Annotated in this window: 15 protein-coding genes; 2 read left to right on the plus strand and 13 right to left on the minus strand. The window is 48.4% G+C overall.

The window, feature by feature from the left end; translation table 11 throughout:
* Positions 1-17 precede the first annotated feature (17 nt).
* The 7 genes from RBB63_RS17360 to RBB63_RS17390 form a co-directional block, all read right to left on the minus strand.
* A complete protein-coding gene (locus tag RBB63_RS17360; RefSeq protein WP_309386255.1) occupies positions 18-719 on the minus strand; it encodes a hypothetical protein in 702 nt (233 codons plus the stop codon).
* 3 nt (positions 720-722) lie between these two features.
* Positions 723-4160, minus strand: coding sequence for a hypothetical protein (locus RBB63_RS17365; protein WP_309386256.1), 3438 nt, complete (start codon positions 4158-4160; stop codon positions 723-725).
* A gap of 307 nt (positions 4161-4467) precedes the next feature.
* Positions 4468-6813 carry a glycoside hydrolase family 2 TIM barrel-domain containing protein gene (locus RBB63_RS17370; protein ID WP_309386257.1) on the minus strand — a complete coding sequence of 782 codons (2346 nt, stop codon included), beginning with the start codon at positions 6811-6813 and terminating at the stop codon, positions 4468-4470.
* A 113-nt stretch (positions 6814-6926) separates the two neighbouring features.
* Positions 6927-9725 carry a golvesin C-terminal-like domain-containing protein gene (locus tag RBB63_RS17375; RefSeq protein ID WP_309386258.1) on the minus strand — a complete coding sequence of 933 codons (2799 nt, stop codon included), beginning with the start codon at positions 9723-9725 and terminating at the stop codon, positions 6927-6929.
* A 454-nt stretch (positions 9726-10179) separates the two neighbouring features.
* Complete coding sequence (locus RBB63_RS17380; protein ID WP_309386259.1) at positions 10180-10365, minus strand: hypothetical protein; 186 nt, start codon at positions 10363-10365, stop codon at positions 10180-10182.
* Between the two features lie 358 nt (positions 10366-10723).
* Positions 10724-10867: a hypothetical protein gene (locus RBB63_RS17385; RefSeq protein ID WP_309386260.1), complete on the minus strand. Its 144-nt coding sequence runs from the start codon at positions 10865-10867 to the stop codon at positions 10724-10726.
* Between the two features lie 121 nt (positions 10868-10988).
* A complete protein-coding gene (locus RBB63_RS17390; RefSeq protein WP_309386261.1) occupies positions 10989-11957 on the minus strand; it encodes a hypothetical protein in 969 nt (322 codons plus the stop codon).
* Between the two features lie 116 nt (positions 11958-12073).
* Here RBB63_RS17390 and RBB63_RS17395 point away from each other — a divergent pair, with 116 nt between their 5' ends.
* Entirely contained in the window at positions 12074-12412 is a 339-nt protein-coding gene (locus tag RBB63_RS17395) for an IS66 family transposase (RefSeq protein WP_309386262.1), read from the plus strand.
* 101 nt (positions 12413-12513) lie between these two features.
* Here the strand turns inward: RBB63_RS17395 and RBB63_RS17400 are convergent, their stop codons facing one another.
* The 5 genes from RBB63_RS17400 to RBB63_RS17420 form a co-directional block, all read right to left on the minus strand.
* Positions 12514-12669, minus strand: a complete 156-nt coding sequence (locus RBB63_RS17400) for a hypothetical protein (RefSeq protein WP_309386263.1) — start codon at positions 12667-12669, stop codon at positions 12514-12516.
* 125 nt (positions 12670-12794) lie between these two features.
* Positions 12795-13022 carry a hypothetical protein gene (locus tag RBB63_RS17405; protein WP_309386264.1) on the minus strand — a complete coding sequence of 76 codons (228 nt, stop codon included), beginning with the start codon at positions 13020-13022 and terminating at the stop codon, positions 12795-12797.
* An 18-nt stretch (positions 13023-13040) separates the two neighbouring features.
* Positions 13041-13835 (minus strand): PEP-CTERM sorting domain-containing protein, encoded by a 795-nt coding sequence (locus RBB63_RS17410; protein WP_309386265.1) that lies wholly within the window; start codon positions 13833-13835, stop codon positions 13041-13043.
* Between the two features lie 2 nt (positions 13836-13837).
* Entirely contained in the window at positions 13838-17527 is a 3690-nt protein-coding gene (locus RBB63_RS17415) for a LamG-like jellyroll fold domain-containing protein (RefSeq protein ID WP_309386266.1), read from the minus strand.
* On the minus strand, positions 17524-18225 hold the full coding sequence (locus RBB63_RS17420) for a hypothetical protein (RefSeq protein ID WP_309386267.1): 702 nt from the start codon (positions 18223-18225) through the stop codon (positions 17524-17526). The genes RBB63_RS17415 and RBB63_RS17420 overlap by 4 nt, the downstream gene beginning before the upstream one ends.
* Positions 18226-18751: 526 nt before the next feature.
* Between RBB63_RS17420 and RBB63_RS17425 the strand changes: the two genes are divergently transcribed.
* A complete protein-coding gene (locus RBB63_RS17425) occupies positions 18752-19624 on the plus strand; it encodes an ArdC family protein (RefSeq protein ID WP_309386268.1) in 873 nt (290 codons plus the stop codon).
* 84 nt (positions 19625-19708) lie between these two features.
* On the opposite strand, the gene RBB63_RS17430 is transcribed toward RBB63_RS17425, so the two are convergent.
* The gene (locus RBB63_RS17430) at positions 19709-19900 is read right to left on the minus strand and encodes a hypothetical protein (RefSeq protein WP_309386269.1); all 192 of its coding nucleotides are present in this window, start codon (positions 19898-19900) and stop codon (positions 19709-19711) included.
* Positions 19901-20240 lie beyond the last annotated feature (340 nt).

The raw sequence follows: 20240 nt of genomic DNA on the forward strand, positions 1-20240 counted from the left end.
CTCCGAAGACTACTCCACTAGTTCATAACTTGGTATACCCGAATCGCCTTTTTCGACTGCGGCATGATGAATACCTGCACGCGGGCATCCTCTCGCGGATACCAAATCGACCGATAGACAGATCTCCAACGCCCTTCCGTATTCATTACGATATGGACAGGAAAATCTATGCTAACTTCAGTTCCGTTGTCACCTTTAGCACCAGATCTAGTACGCAATGTTTTCGAATCACTTGGCGCTACTTGGAATTCTGAGGCGCCATATCTCATGGCAATGGGTTCTTCCGTCAGATTATGAATACGCGTATTCCCTTTAATTAGAGTGGTAGAGCTATCGTCGAACACTCGACCAAGATACTGGTCTTCTTCATTGCTGCCATTAGGAGACATGAATACCAAAAACTCGCCCCCTGACTCCGGCAGAGGAATCTGTGCAACTTGATTACGTTCCACAGCCGCACCATTTTTTTTAATTCGATAGAGAATCAAGTTTGGCGAGTTTGACTTGAAGGTATAGCTCTTGGACGGACCATTAAAAGTGGCCCTGATCTCTTGATCCTCACCTTCAGACATAAAATACAAACCACGCGTATCCTCCATCGGATTAAAGAATCTTAGTTCGGCCGAATATAGCTGATCCTCCTGCGCCACAAGATTCCCTAGCGCCATATCGCTCAACGCCAAAAACATGGCCACAGCCAGATATACGTACCGTTTCATCAATTATACCTCGTCCTCTGTTAGCCAGCGAAAGCTGACAATAATAAACTTACGGCCAAAACCAATGTTTTCCGCAGTAATAGGAGTCTCCTCCGGAGTTTGAGAGCCATCAATATAATCGGGAACGCGCTGCACGATAGCTTCGCACATGGCTGTTCCTTCTGGCTCTTGCGTCAATGGATTCAACGCTGCCCCATATGCCCTTATGCGAAAAGTGTCACTGCGCGCAGATAGGACCGGAGCAAGCACCTGTAAAATATCATTTTGCATCACCCAACCCGGCGCACCAGCGCCACTGGATGGAGCGTGATCGTCCCAATCGACGCTTGTCCCCCAGACCTTAGATTGAGTTGGCTCACCGCCAAAATCATCAACATTATTTACAGTATCATCGAGAGCAGCCTGCAATGCGCCCTTACTACCGGTGTCGTCTGCGACAAGGCGACGATTTATGAAATCAGAAAGCGAGCGGAAAGGCCCCCGTAACTTTACCTGTTCGACAATCGCTTCACTAAGCGCAGTCAACTCAGCATCATCGAGCGAACGAAAACCAGTCCACGCCTCAGAAGTATCGCCATCTTGAGCTGACTCATTGGAAGCAAGTGGATGCATGAATCGCGGCACAGGAATGCCGAGATCAGCTGGCGTCAGCGTCTCAATACTATTCGTTTCTAGATCAAAATATCGAAAATCTTCGGACTGCAGAAGCGTAGCCAATACAGACTTCCAAGCCTCGACCGAAGTCGAATTTACATTAAAAGCGCCATCCACTATCAAACTAGAAGCTGCCGTGTCGATATCGCGAAGACCCGTCATATAAGCTGAATCAAATAGGCTCTCTTTCGAGTAATAGTGATAGCGACTATTGGGCAATTTTTTTCCACTGCCAACATAGTCCAAGTCAAAATCTTCAAACGGAGGATACGCCACACTTTGGCCCGGCTCTGGTACAGTAGAGAAGAAATAGGAATCAAAAAGCACATCATTATAGTACCAGGATAAATCAATTGCCTCGAGATTAGTGCCAAGACCGTCGACCGTCTCAGCCCCATCGTAGATAACTTGATTGCGCGGCCCAAAAGGCGGAGCGTAGGAACTGCCAACGGTGTAAAGGGGAACTGTGTCAAATACCCCAATTTCCGCATGCATAAACTGACCAACAGAGAGGAGTGGCTGGCGCGGTATTTCTTTCAAAATTACGCGATCCTGCCCAAAGCTTGTGATCGAATTCCCTCCCTTGGGAATGCCAGCGTTTACTACACTGTTGTTATAACGGTAAGAATTCCAATCGATTCGATTATAAACGGAGACATCCCAAATTGGCGAATAAACCTCATCGCTATCACTGGGTCTCGTATGCCAGGCAAGCGGATTATAATTGGCAATGAATGGGACTGAATCTGCTCCCATCTCAGCATCACTGGTATTTAAGCGCGCAACGATGCTTGCGGCATAAAACATGTCAGACTCCGTTGCGGAGGTGAAGGTGTTGCTGGTTCCTAAAATAGTAGTGTAGCGATACAGACTTAAGTTTTGCGTGCCGTCAGTTGTTTCAGAGAAGGGAAAATTTCCTGAGTAATTTGCAGGTGGTCGCAACCCCCAGACATCACGAACGACAAAACCAGGATTCGGGTCCCCTCCATTGTAATTGGCGTCAGTCAACGCCAAGGTCATACGAAAGTCATTCGGATCAGTAGCACTTTGATTTGAACCGAAGTCCAAATCGAGACTATCAAAAATCCACTTTGAGTGAGTCTTGGTCAGGTCTATATCACGACTGCCAACCACGGAGCGAAAACCATTGTGAGGGATTCCATTCTCCGGGCCAATGAGTTGCGTTGGTAAACGCTGATTACCCCACTTGCCGAAACCGCCGCTATTGTCATTCACCTGCTGCCAACTGCCGCTGGTTGTATCCGCAAAATGCAGTGCGAAAATCTTCATTTCCCCCGGTTGTAAAACCGTCTGATTCAGATTTTCTTTCCCGTTGCGGTTATAATCTTCAAAAAGCGACATGGTAAAATGCCCCGAACGCGTGGTGGATTCATTTGCCTGCCATAGGTCTATGATGCTTTCAGATGAATTGTAGAGGCTATGTTTGTCCGAAGTGTCTGGATCACGCACTACGATTTGCATATCTGCATCTAGATCGTAGCTAATACGATAGTCGCTGGCGTCGAGTGCAACGTTGTATGGATTCCATAGCACAACGAGAGGACTGAGAACATGACGTCCTGTCATGACATTGGTATATTTTTCACGATTATTGCGATCTGCTCCGCCTGGCGACGGCCGATCACTACGCCATTCCCAACGAACGTTTTCTTCGTTATAATAGTCTACCATCAAACCGCCAATGCGCCAAATAAATTGCTGAACTACGGGAGCAATGGGATGCGAAGTTAGCTCCCAGCCCTCAATTCCTCCAAGCGCTATATCCTCGGAATTAATGTTGCTCGCGTTAAATTCCTCACGTGCGCCAGTCCATGAGGCCGGCAGGGTATCACGTGGCTTTAGGGTGGGGACATCTGCCGCTGGATCGTCCAATAATTTATACATGGTCGCCCAAGCCGCCAGACTATCCCACTTCATTGGAAAAGCGCTGATGACGTCCTTCCCAGAAAGCTCAGAAAGTTGATCATTCAGGCCACGTGATAAATCACGACGCAAACCTCCATTTTTGACGTCAACTAACAATCCAAACCCCTGCAATGTCAGGTCGTGTATGTAGGGATCGCCAACCCCGGCGCCAAGCTCAATATCCAATTCTGACACATCACTAAAATGGCTACGAATGGAGGCTGGAATTGATGTATTAAATGACTCCAGCCCGCTCAAAACCCCAGCCTTCGCTGACTCTGATGGGCCAAAACGAAGGCTTTGCCTCAATTGGTCTTCGCCAGCATAGACGCCAGCCTCTTCTTCCCATGTCCGCGCATTTACCTTAGCCTTAACTCCTTCATCCAAGACAACCCAAGCGTATTCCATATTGGACTCGGGCACGCTAATAACATCCGCCTTTACGGCCGCTATTATATTACCCTCGCTATCCACCCGTTGACTAACCAACTCTCGCGGATCAACCAGCCCGCTTTCAATTTCGCCTAAAACCTCCTCATTATCCTGAACTGATGCTAACCAACCAACAAAGGTTTTGCTGCCAGGGTTCAGTGGATCAACATCATCAGTACGCCAAACTCCTGTCCAATTCTGCTTCGGTCCCACTGGTATTAAACCACTGTAGCCACCTTCCAAAATATCAGCCCTAGCAGTCGTCCGCTGATCAGGTCCGGCCATCGATTGAAGATTACCAATGGCGGTATTCAGCGACAGCAAAGCGGCCTGACGTGCTCGAGATTGCACTTGAGTCGTGCCACTAATAGCCACTTCCGTCTGCAGGATCGTCGAAAGACTCAGGATCAGCGTTAAAATGAACCCCATCAATACGAGCGCTACAACCAGAGCGAATCCATTACGCGTGCCAGAAAACTTGCATTTTGAGCTCGCGGATAATGACGTCACATCGGAGCTATCTCTTCGGGGAAACATATATAAGGTGGGTTTAACAATGAGGCAATTTAATTAATATCGTCGGAATGTAACTCTTACGCAAGTTGAAAAACATATCACAAACTCAAAATAACTAGTCATTTATTCCATCGACCAAACTGAACTACACAAAAGCACGAACATTTCCTTAATAGCTCACTATACAGTAAAAGATTCCTCCGAGTGCTCCTTTTTACGCCTACGATACGGAAACAATTTCAGGCAGCGCAGACAAATGAGTGCGCTCCAGAGCAAATGTTGATTCGAGCAAATCGCCAGAGCGAGCCGTAACAACTATGTCTCCGGGCTTTGGCAGCGTGCGCAGAACCGTGGAAGCGATGCCTGCCTCCAGATGAAGCTGGGAAGGCGACGCCACTTGTGCCGGGCCACTGACTTCAACCGTAACAGGCCCCTCAAATTCAGTGCACATAAACCCTTTATCATCAACACATTCTACATGCAGCAGAATCGTATCCGTATTCAAAGTCGAGACTACAATGCCCTCAAGTGACGGAACGATGCGCAAACCAGCAACATTACCAGCAGTCTGCTTGATGTCACGCGCCACAACCGCTTCTCCTACCATCGCATGCGCCTCAAGCCTACCAGGTGTGAATTTGCCCAAATCAAAAATGAAGGGCGCCTGAGGCAAATGCTGAGTATGGTAAGAAATTGACGGCTCCTTAATTCCGACGCTTTTACCGTTCAGGAATAGCTCAACCCGCTCAGCATTACTGTAGACCGTAACCCGTGGAGATGATAATTCACTCCACTGCGAAGCGATAAACACCATAGCTCCACAATCCCATGGCTTGTCCACAGAACTTATGCCTCGCTGACTTCGATAAAGATAGTGCGCGTATTTGGGTAGCCTAAAGATATCACGCACCCCCATCGCCGCACGTTCAGGATTATTTCCACGAGTGTAGTCACAGAATGCCCACTGGCCACAGGCAATTGCCCGCGTAGTCATGTTCTCGTTGAGCGCTTCTCCAAAATTGTCGGCCTGTTGAAGCAACGCCCGCTCACCATTCCCCCTGAAGTGTCGACTAGAGTAAATGGGATCCATCAACCCCCACTGATTGTGCTGATCAAAGCCGGCATTTGACGCATGGAACTCCCAGTCCCCGTACTCCGCGATAATTAGGGCCCGCTCACCATTCTCATAGGTGTGCAAACCATCATGCTGACGACTGCGTATGTAAATGTCGAATGCATCAATCCAGCCACAGGTGTAGAACTGGTCGCCCGGAAATTCTTCATGCCCTGCCCGCTGCATACGCTCCATGAATTCATCCGTCATTTCCGTTTCGTTCAGTGATAACTCCCAAAAAAATACACACGCATGATTGCGATCCCTGCGAATCAACTCACGTCCGGCAGTTTCACATGCAGCTTGAAATTCCTGTCCTCCGAAAAACTGCCAACCTGGAATGCAATTCATAACAATGATGCCAAGCGCATCGCAGGCATCCAAAAATGCCGGCGATTGCGAATAGTGAGCACAGCGAACATAATCGAAGCCAGAGTTCTTGATCTTCAAAGCGTCACGCCACTGCGCAGCATCAGACAAAGCATAACCAATGTAGGGATACTCCTGATGACGATTCGTCCCCCGCAGCCGATAGTGCTTCCCATTAATTTCGAGCCCGTTGCTCCGGCTGGCTTGAAATCGGCGAATGCCAATATGGCACTCTTTTGTGTCGGTTATATTAGACTCATCTTCCACCACGACTCTCAGTCGGTACAAAATAGGATCATCCGGGAACCACAGTTTAGGCTTTTCAACCTGAAGCGTTACGGTCACCTGAGCATCTTCAACCGATTGAACCTGGAATTCCCTCTTCGCACTGGAAACGACATTGGATTCAGTGTCGATCAACTCGACTCGCATTTCCCCACGCGCACTTGTCTCATAGCCATTGCGCACCCCCACACTCACCGAAATATCGGCGATCTCATCCGTCACCCGGGGGAATTGAACAAATATGCCGCCACCGGCAACCACCTGCGCTTCAGCCTCATCGGTAATGTGCAGGTGCGGCTTCAACTCAAGGCTAACGCTACGGTACAAGCCGCCATGCCAGCAGAAATCAAGCTGGTCTAACTGCTTGCCAGGCGGGAACTCAGGGTTATGTCGATTATCTAAGCGTACTGCCAGTCGATGCTTTTGGCCAGCAACAAGGCGCTCTCGAATATCGATACATGCCGGCAAATAGCCCCCGGAATGCGTGCCAACCAGTTGCCCATCCAGCCAAATTTCAGCCTGCTGCATGAGGCCTTCAAAGCGCAAGAGTGCGCTCCCAACGCCATCCAGATTCTCGACCAGCAAATCACGCTCGTAAAAACAGATCCCGGTCCACATATCCGTACCGTTCAGGTCGCAGAGCTGCGGGGTATGCGGCAATGAAATCTCAGAAAATTCCTGGCCGTCCATGCTGAAGGCCCAGTCTTTATCCAATTCAACACGCCGATTACCAGCAATGCCCTTCGGCGACACAACTCCAGCTTCTGGAGCTGCTTCTCTATCGATTTCCTTTTCCATACCTAAACCAGATGGCCTTGCACAAACCAATTTGTTTTTGTTTCATTTTTTATGTAAATGTTTTACAATATAAAAATTGCTATGTCGAGTAGAAAGACGAACCCCAATTTAAATCAAAGATCTTGAATCCAAAACTCAATCGACAGAGGCGGCACCTCACAACTAATCGAAGACCCATACTGCCGCGCCAGATAAGAACCGGAATTGTTCCTCGTTTCTGAATCAATCCGGCGCCCGGTGTAACTAGGCCCCACTCCAGTATTGATATTAAAAGTGAAGGTTTCGTCAGCAGACCGATTGGTCAGCACGATCACGAGTTTGCCCTGCGGTGTTTTGTAGGCCATAATTCGGTTATCATGACGAACTTGATCCTCATCAACTTGATAGAGGGCCGAATTCCACGGCATGTATTTCAAGAAGCCGACCACAGAATTCCAATGATAGTAGTTATATGACCAGTATCCCTTCTTCAGTTCGGGGAAGGCTAGGTATTCGTGGTCCGAATCCGGTCGCCACTGCCCAAGCGAGAATCGCTCAGTCAGGTCGTTTCTAGTTGGTTTCAAAGCATGCAGCCAAAACCACGTTTCCGACTCCATAAACACAAACCAGTTCATAATCGATTGCGCAGTATTTACAGTTCGCCAGGCCGAGCCAGCACCAGTCAGGTATTCGAACTCACTGCTGAAAACCTCTTTACCATTGGAGTTGTAATTGAAGTGATTGCCAGCGCGAACAATCTGATCATCAGAGCTCCGACCAACGCGGTGCCATGACCATCCATCCACATAGGATAACGCGGTAGCGTCAGCCTGTATCTCTGCAGATCCTGCCCCTTCCTGACCCGCCCCACTATCCGCATGGATGAAAACATCAGGAAAAGCGTTTTTGATGATTGGCGCAACAACACTGAACGTATCATAGTATTCGCTGTCCGTGTACTCACAGGATGCGTAGCTGGTTTCACTGACATGCGGCTCATTCTGCAAGGAGAACATTTTAACCGGCGCAATGTTGTCATTCACGTATTGCAGATCAGCCACAATCGCATTCCCAAACTCGGAAAGGAACGTGCTGTCGAATTGCTTGAGGGCTCCGCCCGTGTAAATGCCATTCGACTTAAAATATGGAGTGGGTGACCAATACTCAAAATTCACACCATCAATACCCGCCTGCGTAAACAGATCGCTGAGTTCTTGATTCTCCGTACTCCAGCTTTGCTGCAGTTGCTTGTCATTTGAGCTGGTTCCACTGTAGTAGATCCCTGCAGCGAAGCGAACATACCTAAAGCCGTTCCCGAATCCCAAAAGCTCGTTGGCAAATCGGGTTCGCTCAGATGAAACAAGCGCACCGGGAATCCCCTTAACTCGATTCCGATCTCCGGTTTTCATATCTTCAAATTGCATTTCAACACCGAGGCCACGAATGGTCTGCTTGGGAATACCGTGTCGAACGCTGTAAGTTCCCGAGCCTCCGCTCTGTGTTGATCGAGGCGTTGGCAAAGGCGTCGAAATGTCACCGCGGTACTCGAACTTAATTGGTCCGGCAATCACAAACCCATCGGCGTCGTTACTCAATGTTACATATCCAGAGTCAGTTGCACGACCTGCTTGAAAAGCATACGTCCCCAATGTCACCCAACTGCCACCAGCCCCTCGCTGATTAACATAATGCGTATAATCTGCATCCATAGCATGCACCGTAAAAGGAGCATTCGTGGCGCGATTACTAGAGCCATCAGGCAACCAATACGAGACATCATACCACCCGGCAACGAGCAGCCCCTGCCCATCCGAGAACCAGGGTTTCCAAGCAATCGTCGCAATATTGCTGGTTGACTCATAGGAAGACATGAAGCGATCATAACCAGGTCGCGCATAACGATAGTAGCTGCCATAGTAGTTCGGGTTATACGTGGATTTATCCCATTCGCCAAAATAGCGCTCAGCATTCATGCCTGAGTCAACCCTTACGATGGCATCCGTTTCACAGAGCATGACACTGTCTACCCCGATCTTGTAACTGCTAGATGCACCGTTTTTGCCGACTGTTCGCAGTTCGAAATCATGATTGCCAGCCGTTAAATTGACAACCCCATGATTCGTTAATGGAAGCGATACAGAAGCATCATATTGGTCAATCACACCGCCCTGAGCCACTCCATCAACATACAACTGATATTGGCCTCGATTATTCGCGAATACGTTTCTGATCAAGACTACATAATCATCGGCTTCAGATGCATTCAACGTAAAGGTCACTGACTGATTTACGGCGTTTGCATTGTAACGCAGATAGTAGCCTTCTTCAGCATCAACATTCGCATAGTAACTGAGGCTTCCTGTTGAAACACTGCCGGATAATACAGGAATCAATTCGATTTCGCACAGCATTAGATCGAAATCATTTGCATCAGGATTTTGCCCCGTTACTTCAAATCGAAAATATTTCGTTCCCGCGCTCTCAACTGTGACTAAACCCGGATAATTCGTCTCCAGAACAGGCAGGTAAAAGACATTCCCCTGATCGAAAGTGCCATTGGCAAGATCGACGAAAGAAGTTCCATCCTCGCTGTATTTCAATTGGTAGACGCCATTATCATCCTGACTTCGATTCTTAACACAAACCCCATAATTCCCCGCAACAGGAACGTCCACTGAGAACTGGACATAATCGCCTACCGCATTCAGCCAAGCCGCCACATATGTATGGGAAGCCAGCTCTGATTCCGTGCTTGTTTTATCTGCAAAATTATCGCCCGCGGATACGGAAGTCGGCAAATCGACACACTCGTATGTGTCGGCGTTTAATAGCGGAGAAAGCATCAATACGATTGCCGTAACAAACGCCCAACCAAAACCAGACCTGATTAGACGCAAGAAATCAACGCATGTTGAGTAACCAACATTTCTCATGGGGCAACCTTTCAGTAGATTTAGAATGACTGCTTAAGGGGTATCAGCCTCCCTACATTTTTTACGCGAATAGCGATTATTCAATTCCTTCTACTTAGCATTCGTCGGCAAAAACTTGTCGCTGTCTCAATGCAGCAGCTGTCAGCTGATTTTTCATGATACCTGAAGATTGCCTGACTCCCCGAAAATCGCCAAACTTTCATCCGAAACTTCGTTCTTGCAGTTCTCGTAAGCAAATTTCAGTCAAGCCAGCCGTTTTCATTGAACCCGTACAGCACAAAGGGCAAGCTGATATCACTTGCATTCAGTGCAGCAAAATCTCTCCAACCAAAAGCTACGCAGCTTCGCTATGGTAATAGATCAACAGCCCGCCCAATCGAGAGCGCTTGACCACCCTACCCTCGTCGCCCACTGATTGTTCATGTTCCGGGCCATAAAAGGGAATCATATTATCCTAATCTTGGTGATTCTGTTCTGAGTGATAATGCTCCAAATACTGCTCGATGGCACGACGCACAGAACCTTCATCGATCAAGATCAGCTGATTCCAAGCAATCATGCTTGATGGATCGGACAAACCGTCGGCAAAAGCATTCAGGTTGAGTGAGCGCGTCGGAAGTTTGAGCGGCCTGATATTCACGCTGCGAAAAGCCTTACCAAATGCTCAGGTAAGATAACTGACCCGATAATAAATCAGGCAGCCTCTGCGCCAAAGCCTTGAATCGGACCACCCAAACCGGTCAGCTATCTGGCTTGCTGCTCGCACCATTCGCCAGTAAGACTCTCGGTCATACCCCCGAAGATCAACCACCAGCTCTTCCACAAATTTCGGTTTTCGCGGTCGGCCCAAATACTTTCACATCTTCGAACTATAAACCTTCTGAGCAAAAAGCCTTCTATGCCAGCAATACAGCGTATCCGGTGCGACAACATTGGCGTATTTCTCAATGACTTTGCCCAATTCCCTAGCTTTCTCCGCAAGCCCCTTACGTTGAGCATTAACCAATTTGGGACACTTTTTTCAGATGATGTTGAAACACACGAATTTCCTCCTGAAGATAATCAATTGAATCCAACAGTTTCTGATTCAAATGATCCGCGAACAGCGCCAGCAGCTTTGCCAGCAAAACTTCCCCTTCCATTGGATAAAAAATGACGCTGTAGCATGGCATCCGCAATCCTTGCATTTATGCAGTCGGAAGAATTTCTAGGTAGTACGAGATACGGGCCTCAGTCCGCTTACTCCCTCATCCCAATAGTTGATCAGGGCCGCAGATAGATGCGACTGTAATCCCAATCATAGTAGGCGCCATCCAGTTCGCTCGCAGGCATGGAGAAGTTGACGCTGGAGACTTTGGTGTGCCCCCAGGCTCCATCAAAGAGAAAGGTCATGTCGATGGGTTCGCCGTTCGCGGTGGCCTCGAAAGTCCAGTAAATGCTGCCGCTTTGCACCTCGATGCCATCGACATAGGCACTGTAGGTATTGTCCTTTCGATAGACCCAGGTCCAAATGTGATACTCCGCCGTATCATAGTTAACGATACCTTTTGAAGACATGGCGTTGCCACAGTTTTGGTAGCTGGTGTCATCTGTGCCGCCAACACTGCCGGAGTGCCAATACCGTCCGTCGTAGTTGGTGTAGCCACCTCCGTTGTTGTATCCAAAGCTTTCAACGAGATCCATCTCAGCGCCTTGCTTCCACTTGTTGCCGGTCGTCCAAATCGCGAACCAGAAGTATTTCGGCGTCTCGTAGCGCACGCGTGTTTCCCAAATAATATCCTGCCCAAGCAAAGACCCGCCATTGGGCAATTCCCACTTGGCCACAAACGAACCACAACCAACATTGTATTGCTCTGGGTCTACCGTGGTCGCCCCATACAAGGGCACTAGATAAGTGCGCAGGTGCTCGGCAAAAAACTCACGCACGGATTCCCCGCCTGTCGCGCTGCCTTCGATCAGCTGATTCGGTAGCGCGGTATTGCCATTGGGGGCAATGGTATCCGAACCATAACTTCCGTTGCCGTTATTGAACTGCGAAAACTGGTCATGGTATTGAAAGAAGGCGTTTAGGTCATCCATATTTCTGATGGTGCCATTCGCGCCGAAGTCCCAGCTCCATACGTGATTGCGTCGCACCGCCTCGGTCGGCAGCCCTGTGGATAAGCCCTGACGGCGAGTCCGAGGCTTGGGCGGCGGCACTTGCAGATGCTCCTCTGGCTCGAGAACTCGCAAACTCGACTAAGAAATGGCACCTGGTATAGTTTCCTGTTGGTTGAAATACCGCTAAAGGCTCAGAACATTTCCGTTGCACACAGCTCTCTATAACGGCTACTGAAGTTGGTGGGACATTGCCTCAATCCGCCCTGGGCAAGGCATGCGCCTATGCGCTCGGGCAGTGGACGAAGCTGGTGGCCGACCTCAAGCACGGTGTTGCCGAAATCGACAACAACCTTCAGGAAAACGCCATCCGCCCCTCGGCTCTGGGCAAAAAGAACTTCCTGTTTATCGGACATCCCGACGCCGGACAACGCTCCGCCATCATTTACTCCATCGTGGTCTCCTGTCAGCGCCATGGCGTAAATCCCTTCGATTACCTCCGGGATGTCCTGACCCGCTTGCCCAAGATGACCAACCAGGACGACATCAGCGCACTGGCTCCATCCAAATGGTCGTTACCAACCACGTGACCTCACGGCATCAATCTTTGGTAAATGACGTCACGTCATTGCCAAATAGGGTCATACCTGCCCAGCAGCACTCCGCGTCAATAGGGCCGAGCGCCGGACGTTTACGATTGATCCAGAATCAGCGGCGAATGATCGAGCGCAATGTCATAGGCTAAGCTGCGATTATTGGTGACGCTCAATGAAGCATCAAGAGCGCCAGTCAGCACTAGATAGGAACCGAGCGTCAGGCAAAGGGATTGGTAATAGTGGCGTTTCATCGGAAAATATTGGTTGATGCTTATGAACGCTTAGATTTTGAAAAATAGAAGGGCAGGCCGGGCGTCAAAGACGCCATTCCCTATCCACAATGAATACAATAGACCGTTCGCTCAAGGTCGCCGGATTACTGTATTCTAAATCTCACACCATAATATTCCACAAAGCGTTTATCTGGAGCAGCTTCTTTCAAGCAGACGATTTCAGCTATAGCTTCGGCTAATTGGGTTTGGAGCTGATCCCTCTCAGCAGACACCTTGGCAAGTTGGTCCTTAACTAACTGAAGGCGCTCCTTTAGGATACTGCTCGATCCATGTTCGTTGATTGCTTTTTCAAGGAAACTTAGTGGATTCATTTGGGCAGTATAAGTATATCAAGCTCTCTTGCGGCGCAGCAATATCACTCCAAAGATGCCAGTAGCAACAATCAGAGCGTAAGTTGACGGCTCAGGAATAATATATGAAATAAAGGCGACATTATCGATGACTACACTGTTTAGCGCTGTATCAAATGTCATCCGAACAAACACTTCATTTGCAAAGGAGTCGATGTCCAACTGGTACGCACTATCGGTATCGGTTAGGATGAAAGAACCTTCGTTGAAAAAATTTACCCCATCCACTGACGTCTCCACGTCTACGCTCACATCATCTCCAAGGCTCATTCCAGCGAATGAAAAGGCGCTGTATTCAAGACCGAACGATGGTGTTGATCGAAAAACAAGTGATGTATCGGCACCGAATATCTGCAAACCAAAGGGATTGGCATTTGATTGCCCCTCATCCAACAGTGTTTGCAGGGAATTGAAGGGAACTAAATTCGGGTTTGATATGGTATCACGCGAGACATCCACGTTGCTCGTAAGATTTGTGGATGTCGCTCTGACCAGAAATGGAACCACACTGCCAGAACTTGATCCGAATGAACCATCATAATAGAGGGTTCCAGAGAAGGCCGCGCTAGGTCCAGCCCCAAACTCGCTTGACGCGAAGTCAGAATAGTTGGCTGACAACGTATCAACGACTTCGCTACCAATCATTGTGACGCCCGTGTTGTCATACTGAGAAAAATCCCAGCCAGTGACTAAAGCGCCTGTTGTAAGGCCTGCACTCGCTCTTGTTCCAGCTAGTAAAATGAGTGTAATAAAAGATATATTTAGATTTTTCATGGCTAATTTATCGTTACGTCTTCAAATACGCCCTGACTTGCATTGAAAAATGATCCGCTCCCGGTCGTTCGCAACTCAATGGCGCGAACCATGTATTGATAGCTACCAGCATCCAAATCGATATCGTTATAAATCGTGGTGCTCAATGGAGCCGTGGTCAATCGCTCAAAGGTGCCGTTGTTGTCACGATAGACGTGATAGCCCACTAGGTTTGGATTGGTAGATGCGTTCCAAGAAAGCTCTATGTCGTTACCAGTCACCAACGAGCTTAAACCATCAATTGGATCACATACAAATGGTTTAAGGGTTGGATCGCCCATTAAGGCTAGAGGAATCTGCCCAACTTGAGCATATGCATTTCCGAACAGCCCACGATTGTTCTGTGACAAGAGTAAGCAGTCACCAAAATTGTAACCAATGCCCATTCTGTGAAATATCCAAGCGTTAGTAAACGATCCGTTTGACGCCCACAAACTACATAGACCATAACTATCAGCCGCAATAGGGGCGCGAAGAAGGCTATTATTGATGCTCCAATCCCCAAAATAGCTCCCAAATAGCACAGAAAACATTATCTGAGGGTCGTAGTCGGCAAAATCACAAGTATAGCCATTTTTAGTGCTTGTTGAGTTACTAGCACATCGAGCAGGCGTTGCTGCACTCCTATCAGAGAAAAGCCTTCCCGCGCTAGTTGGCCCGCCGGGGCCGGCGCCGTAACCAAACAAATAGGAGTCTCCAGCTAGAGCGGAAATTGTAGAGCCAAAGTAGTCCGCGTTGTTTCGATTGCTGGCGTCAACATTCTGGTGCCCAAACATAGCTGACAGATTATTGAACGCAGGTGCTGCATAATCCCTGATAAGAAATTGGCCTTGGCTATAAGATTCATCCATGTCGATGATGCCTTTTTCTCGGGCGGCGAGCACGCCATGCCGGAATTGATGGTTCTTGTTAAGGTAATTCCTCAAAAGCTCCGTTTCCGATGAGGAAAACAAGCTCATATCAGCTAAATCGATTCTCCCTACCGGAATCTCAATTGCCGATGGTGCTTCTCTGTTGTCAAATTTCCCATCACCGGGCAGATTTCTGTTGCGCGCATAGCGAATTGTCTGAGAATCCGACTCGGCTACATCTTCCCAAGCTCCATCCCCCTCAATTTGCAATACATCACCGTAGTACATATCCGCAGGCCATGCCCCGACGTGATCTCCGTGGCCATCCCAAGCGGTTTGACCAGAGTAAGGAATTGGCACACGACCAAGTAGAATAATTGAACTGATACCCTCAGGTTGATTCTGATGTTCAGCAATGATTAGATTTTTAACCGCTTGAACACGGCTACTGTATAGCGGGTCGGGCGTATCGTCAATGGTTGAGGTATAAGCATCGACATCACGCTCAACTGTGTGCTCAATTACTTTGCTCCATCCATCACCAATTAGATCTTCTTTTAATTGATCTATCTCAGTGCGCAGACTTACTTCGACCGTTTCATCAATCAGCAGGAGCACAACACCTTTACTGTCGATTAATGGTGCCTCAATCGCTGCGCTAACGTATGCGTTGGCTCCCTTGTTAATCGTATCCTCATTGTAGCCTGCGTAAATTCGACGAACACGGTATTCATAAATTTCACCAGTATTTACACCTGCATCTGTGTATTCGGTCGTTGTTCCAGTGATAATTTGAATGGGCTGCCATACTTCATCTGCAAGAGATTTTCTATAAATCATGTAATTTGCAACGCGCGAATCTTCAGGCCAATCCAACTTAATGGATGTCAGTGGTGACGTCATTGCTTCTGCTGAAAGCAGCAAGCTCTCTAGGGGATAGTCTGAATCTTGAATGGTAATGTCAGGCGTTGATACAATATCAAAGGTGATCGTGTTTGTTTGAACCGATGATCCGTATTCATCATACACTTTCAGGTAATAAGAATAATTGCCCGGGGAGCCAGATTCGACGAAATTCAGAAATCCAACAGGGCTTAAACTTTGTTTGAGGATGCCATTTTCGTATAGCTCAACTCGCGTCACGGCTCCATCTTCATCGGTGATTTCGGAGTAATCAACTCTCAGTTGATGGTGATCCCCGAGAACGAGTTGATCGAGGTCAAATCCAATCTCCTCGAAAGCCCGTACGCCCATTTTAAGACTTCCTGTCGGTGGAAAGTTCGTATTATGAACACCTAGCTCTACAGAGCCAGAGGTGTTGAAGTCGTAGTCAAATGATTGAAGCGAATAATTAAAATTTCCATGAACCTTATCGGTCATAGATTCTCCCTTTAGGAACTGGTAAGGCCTATTGTTGCGGATCAAGATATACCCATTTAGCAACACATCATCGGTTGCCGCATCCCAATTGGCCGATGCTACTGTGCCCAAGGAACTGAATGATGGATTAGCGGGCGTTGATGGCGCAACCGCATCTAGGCGGACCGGTAAGTGCTGCAAACCAAAATTAAGACTGCTGATTTCTTCGTCAGATAACACGCGATCAAATATTCGAATATCATCAATGTAAGTGCTTGCTTGGTTTAGCTGAAGAGAAGCTTCAGTAAAGTCGATCTTGCCTAGATTTGAAATGGTCTGCTGAAGCGAGCCGTCCAGATAGAACTTGACCGTGCCATCATCCATAGCAGCGGACACACTACTAACGATCAGCACCAAATGGTGCCAGCGTCCATCCCCAAGGGTATTGGCAATGTCCATCAACTCAAACTGATAAACATCAACAACGGGATCGGTTGCATCATTAGCGTGATAATACATGAGCTGCCCTGTGGAATCATCGTAATTGATTGATCTTAAGTAAAAGTTGAAGCTGGTTTCTGTGAAAATCACCTGACTCAAAGACAAGGTGAAATTCCTATATTGTCCCGGATATGATCTGATCCAGACTGAGATTGAAAAATCATCGACAAATTGCGTTCCAGAAAAATTCGCAATCTGGATGCTTGACTGATTTTGGCTCAACGGATGACGAAGGAATGCTTCATATCCCTGCTCACCAACTTCGCTTCCTGCGATCAAAGTAAAATCGTGTCCATTGCCCGATTTGTCTATGATCGTATCACCATTCCTTTCATCAAAATTCCAGAACGCAATCAGGTCATCTTGATAGATAAAATCGATGTTACCATCGGTGTCTTGATCGAAATCACCGGGGTTGCTACCTTGAGAAAATTCGTCAAAATCTGAGACATGATCGCCGTCATAGTCACCGGATCCTGTGTCGTTTAGATTGCCATACCGGATCATCTCCCAATCATCTGGAAAAACGTCACTATCAGTGTTCACAAAACTGACGGGACTATAGCCGTGATCCAACTCTTCTTGTGCCCCGACTCCATCTTGATCCGGGTCCCAAAACAAAGGCTCAGTCAAGGCTGTGGGAGATCGACGAATTTTCCAAAATAGCTTATCATCATCGTTTTGGATCAAAACGCTATCTGCACTGGTTAAAATAGCATCCTGCCCGACATAGACTTGATCATCAAAAAGCCAGGTGGACAAATCATCTGAATATTCGAGCACGTATGCATGCGATCCGATGCCCCACCATTGGGCATTGTATGTATCGGCAGCAGTGCCTTCCACAACACGAAGACCGGCATCTAAATCCTTTGCGGTTTGGGCATAAGCAGAGCCTAGTAGGCCCAAGGCGCAAAATAAGGTGCAGCAAAAATATCTCATTGTTCGTTGCTGATGAAAGTGATTTTTCGCTCGCTAGTATCGGGGTGTACCGCCTCGTAACGCTTTTGTGCTTTTGAGAGAGCCGTTTGACGATGTAGGGCCGCCGTAAGATCAGCCTTGTTGGTATCCATAAAGCTCAGCAGCGCTTCGATGCCCTCAAACGCATCGGCGTTGTTAAGTATGGTTGGATCGTCGCTTTCTACGAAATACTCCGTTAAGCCGCTACTGGATGCGGGCAGCTCAGGGATTTGCGGTAAATTCAGGTCAACGCCTTCGCGCAGCGCGGCCTTCCGACGTTCCTCAAGCAGCTTTGTATCTTCATTTTGTAAGAACAAGGATAGCTGATATTGCTGCTCGCCCACTGAAAAATCTCTGATTGTGCGGCAAAGATTAAGGTCGGCAGGTATCCACGCGATGTAGGTTTGATCGTTATGCTGCCAATGTATCCTCGACACACGCCCATCATAAACCCAAACGCTCGCCGAAATCGTCTTGATTGCGTCCATCTCAGCTTGCAGAGCGACCTTTTGTTCTTCTGTCATCTCCGGCGCATCGGGCTTGGTGGGCCATTGTGGCAGGTTCGCTCCCGATGCTTTCTCAATGGTTAGAGTTTGACCCCCGCCAAGGCTAATTTGGCGACGTTGCAACACCGTGACATTGGGCGTTTCGGCCTGCCGCTTTGCTTCCTTAGCCGCCATTTTGGTTGCGACAATGGCGTCAGCTTCGGCATCCGTGATCGGTGTGTTAGCGGAAACCACAATTGGCAACAGGAAGGCAGCTATCAATGGGTGGAAATTCATGAATTGAATAGTTTATAACATCTATCACTAGTCAATGGTCATTGAGCTAGAAAATAGCCAATAAAACTTGTCCCCCTTAAACATTAGGGGCTTTCATGAATTGACCGTAACGCATTTGCCACACTCACAAAGGGCGTGATTTTGGGTTATCAGTAGACGGTAAAAACAACTTTTCGCCTGGTTTTCCTGCCATGCAGGAAAAGATGGTGCCATCCCTGCGCTCCGAGCCGTCAAGCTCGTATTTTTCCCCGCTTGTGCAGCTTCGTCGGCTACGCTCCTTGCTTCCGCGCTCTACGCGGAAAAATCTCCACCTTGACTGCGGCCTAAAGGCCATCGCTCCGGGAACGCTTTCGCGTGCGCTCGCCGCTTGGCAGGGAAAAACAGGCGAACCAACAACGGGAGCCGTAACCAAAGGAGCATAACCATGAAACCATCCAAATCCGCTTATGACCGCGTAACTGAGCGCATCATCGATCTACTTGAACAGGGCGTTTGTCCATGGCGCAGGCCGTGGCAGATATTGAACATTCGCCCTCAGAACTTCGCATCGAGGCATGAGTATTCGGGCGTCAACCTATTCCTGTTAAACGCGATGGCCTTTCAGGCTCCCCTTTTCATGACTTTCAAGCAGGTCAGGGACAAGGGCGGCCAAATCATTAAAGGCAGCAAGGGTTTTCCTGTCGTTTATTGGGGAACGATTCGCGTCGAGGACGAACACGCCCAGAGCGAAAAGAACCGCACCAAGGAAATTCCCTTTCTAAAACATTTCACGGTATTTAACGCCGCGCAAATCGAAGGCATTGACTTTCCGACGCCGGAGCCTCGCAACCAGACGGAGTTCCAGCCCATTTTGGCTGCGGATCAGATTGTCACCCGATGGGAGGATCGACCTGAAATCCGGGAAGACCGTGGTCGAGCTTGCTATAACCCGTTGATTGATGTCGTGGATATGCCTAACCAAAGTAGCTTCATCTCACCGCAGGAATACTATTCGACGCTATTTCATGAGCTTGGGCACTCGACGGGCGCAAGGCATCGCCTAAATCGGAAGTTTGGTAAGCGTTTCGGCGACAACCACTATTCTCGTGAAGAGTTAATTGCCGAGATGACCTCAGCATTCCTTTGCGCAGAATGCGGCATCGACAACAGCGTGATCAATAACCAGGCCGCTTACCTGAGCGGGTGGATTAAGACGCTTAAGGGCGACAGCAAGCTGGTTGTCAACGCCGCCAGCGCTGCGCAAAAGGCCGCCAATCTGATTCTGGGAAATGTGGAGACTGAGAGCAAAGCGGCATAGTTGGTCTAAATATTACATGAGAAAGAGAGCCCCGGCCTGAGTCGGGGCTTTCATTGTCGATCATTCTAATTGGTACTTCGCCAATCATTTGATGTCCCGAAGGACATTGGACACGGTATCTGATGGACTCATGCCCTCTAACAAATCGCGACTCATCCCATTGACCGACAGGCCGCTAAAAATCTTGCTGCGATTCTGCACACGGAATTGGCCCAGCTTGGAGCCAATTGAGGCGACGGGAATGTTCTTGGTCAATTGATTCTTGGAGTTTTGCATAATAATTTTGGGGTTCACTAGGAAATACGTATCGAGCCAGTGGCTTTTCGGGCTGAAGGCAATTTTCGGCTAAATGAATGGAACCGAATTCCGGCTCCAGCGCGATGGGGCCATATCCGCTACTGGTCAACCTGCCAGCACGGTTTCCGCCTGCGGGCGGAGCCTCCGCGCTTCGATTGACTGCGGGCGCTGAGATATGACCAAAGGAATCGCACGAGCCGGGAATCGGCTCTACAACACCAGCCAAAGAAGATTTTTCATGTCCACCAAACAGCATTCCGATGAACGATGTTCTCAACGAATTGTTAACCAATTTTTGCTATCGTGAACCCAAGGAGTA

The sequence above is a fragment of the Cerasicoccus frondis genome (assembly GCA_031296915.1).
Classification (GTDB): Bacteria; Verrucomicrobiota; Verrucomicrobiia; order Opitutales; family Cerasicoccaceae; genus Cerasicoccus; species Cerasicoccus frondis.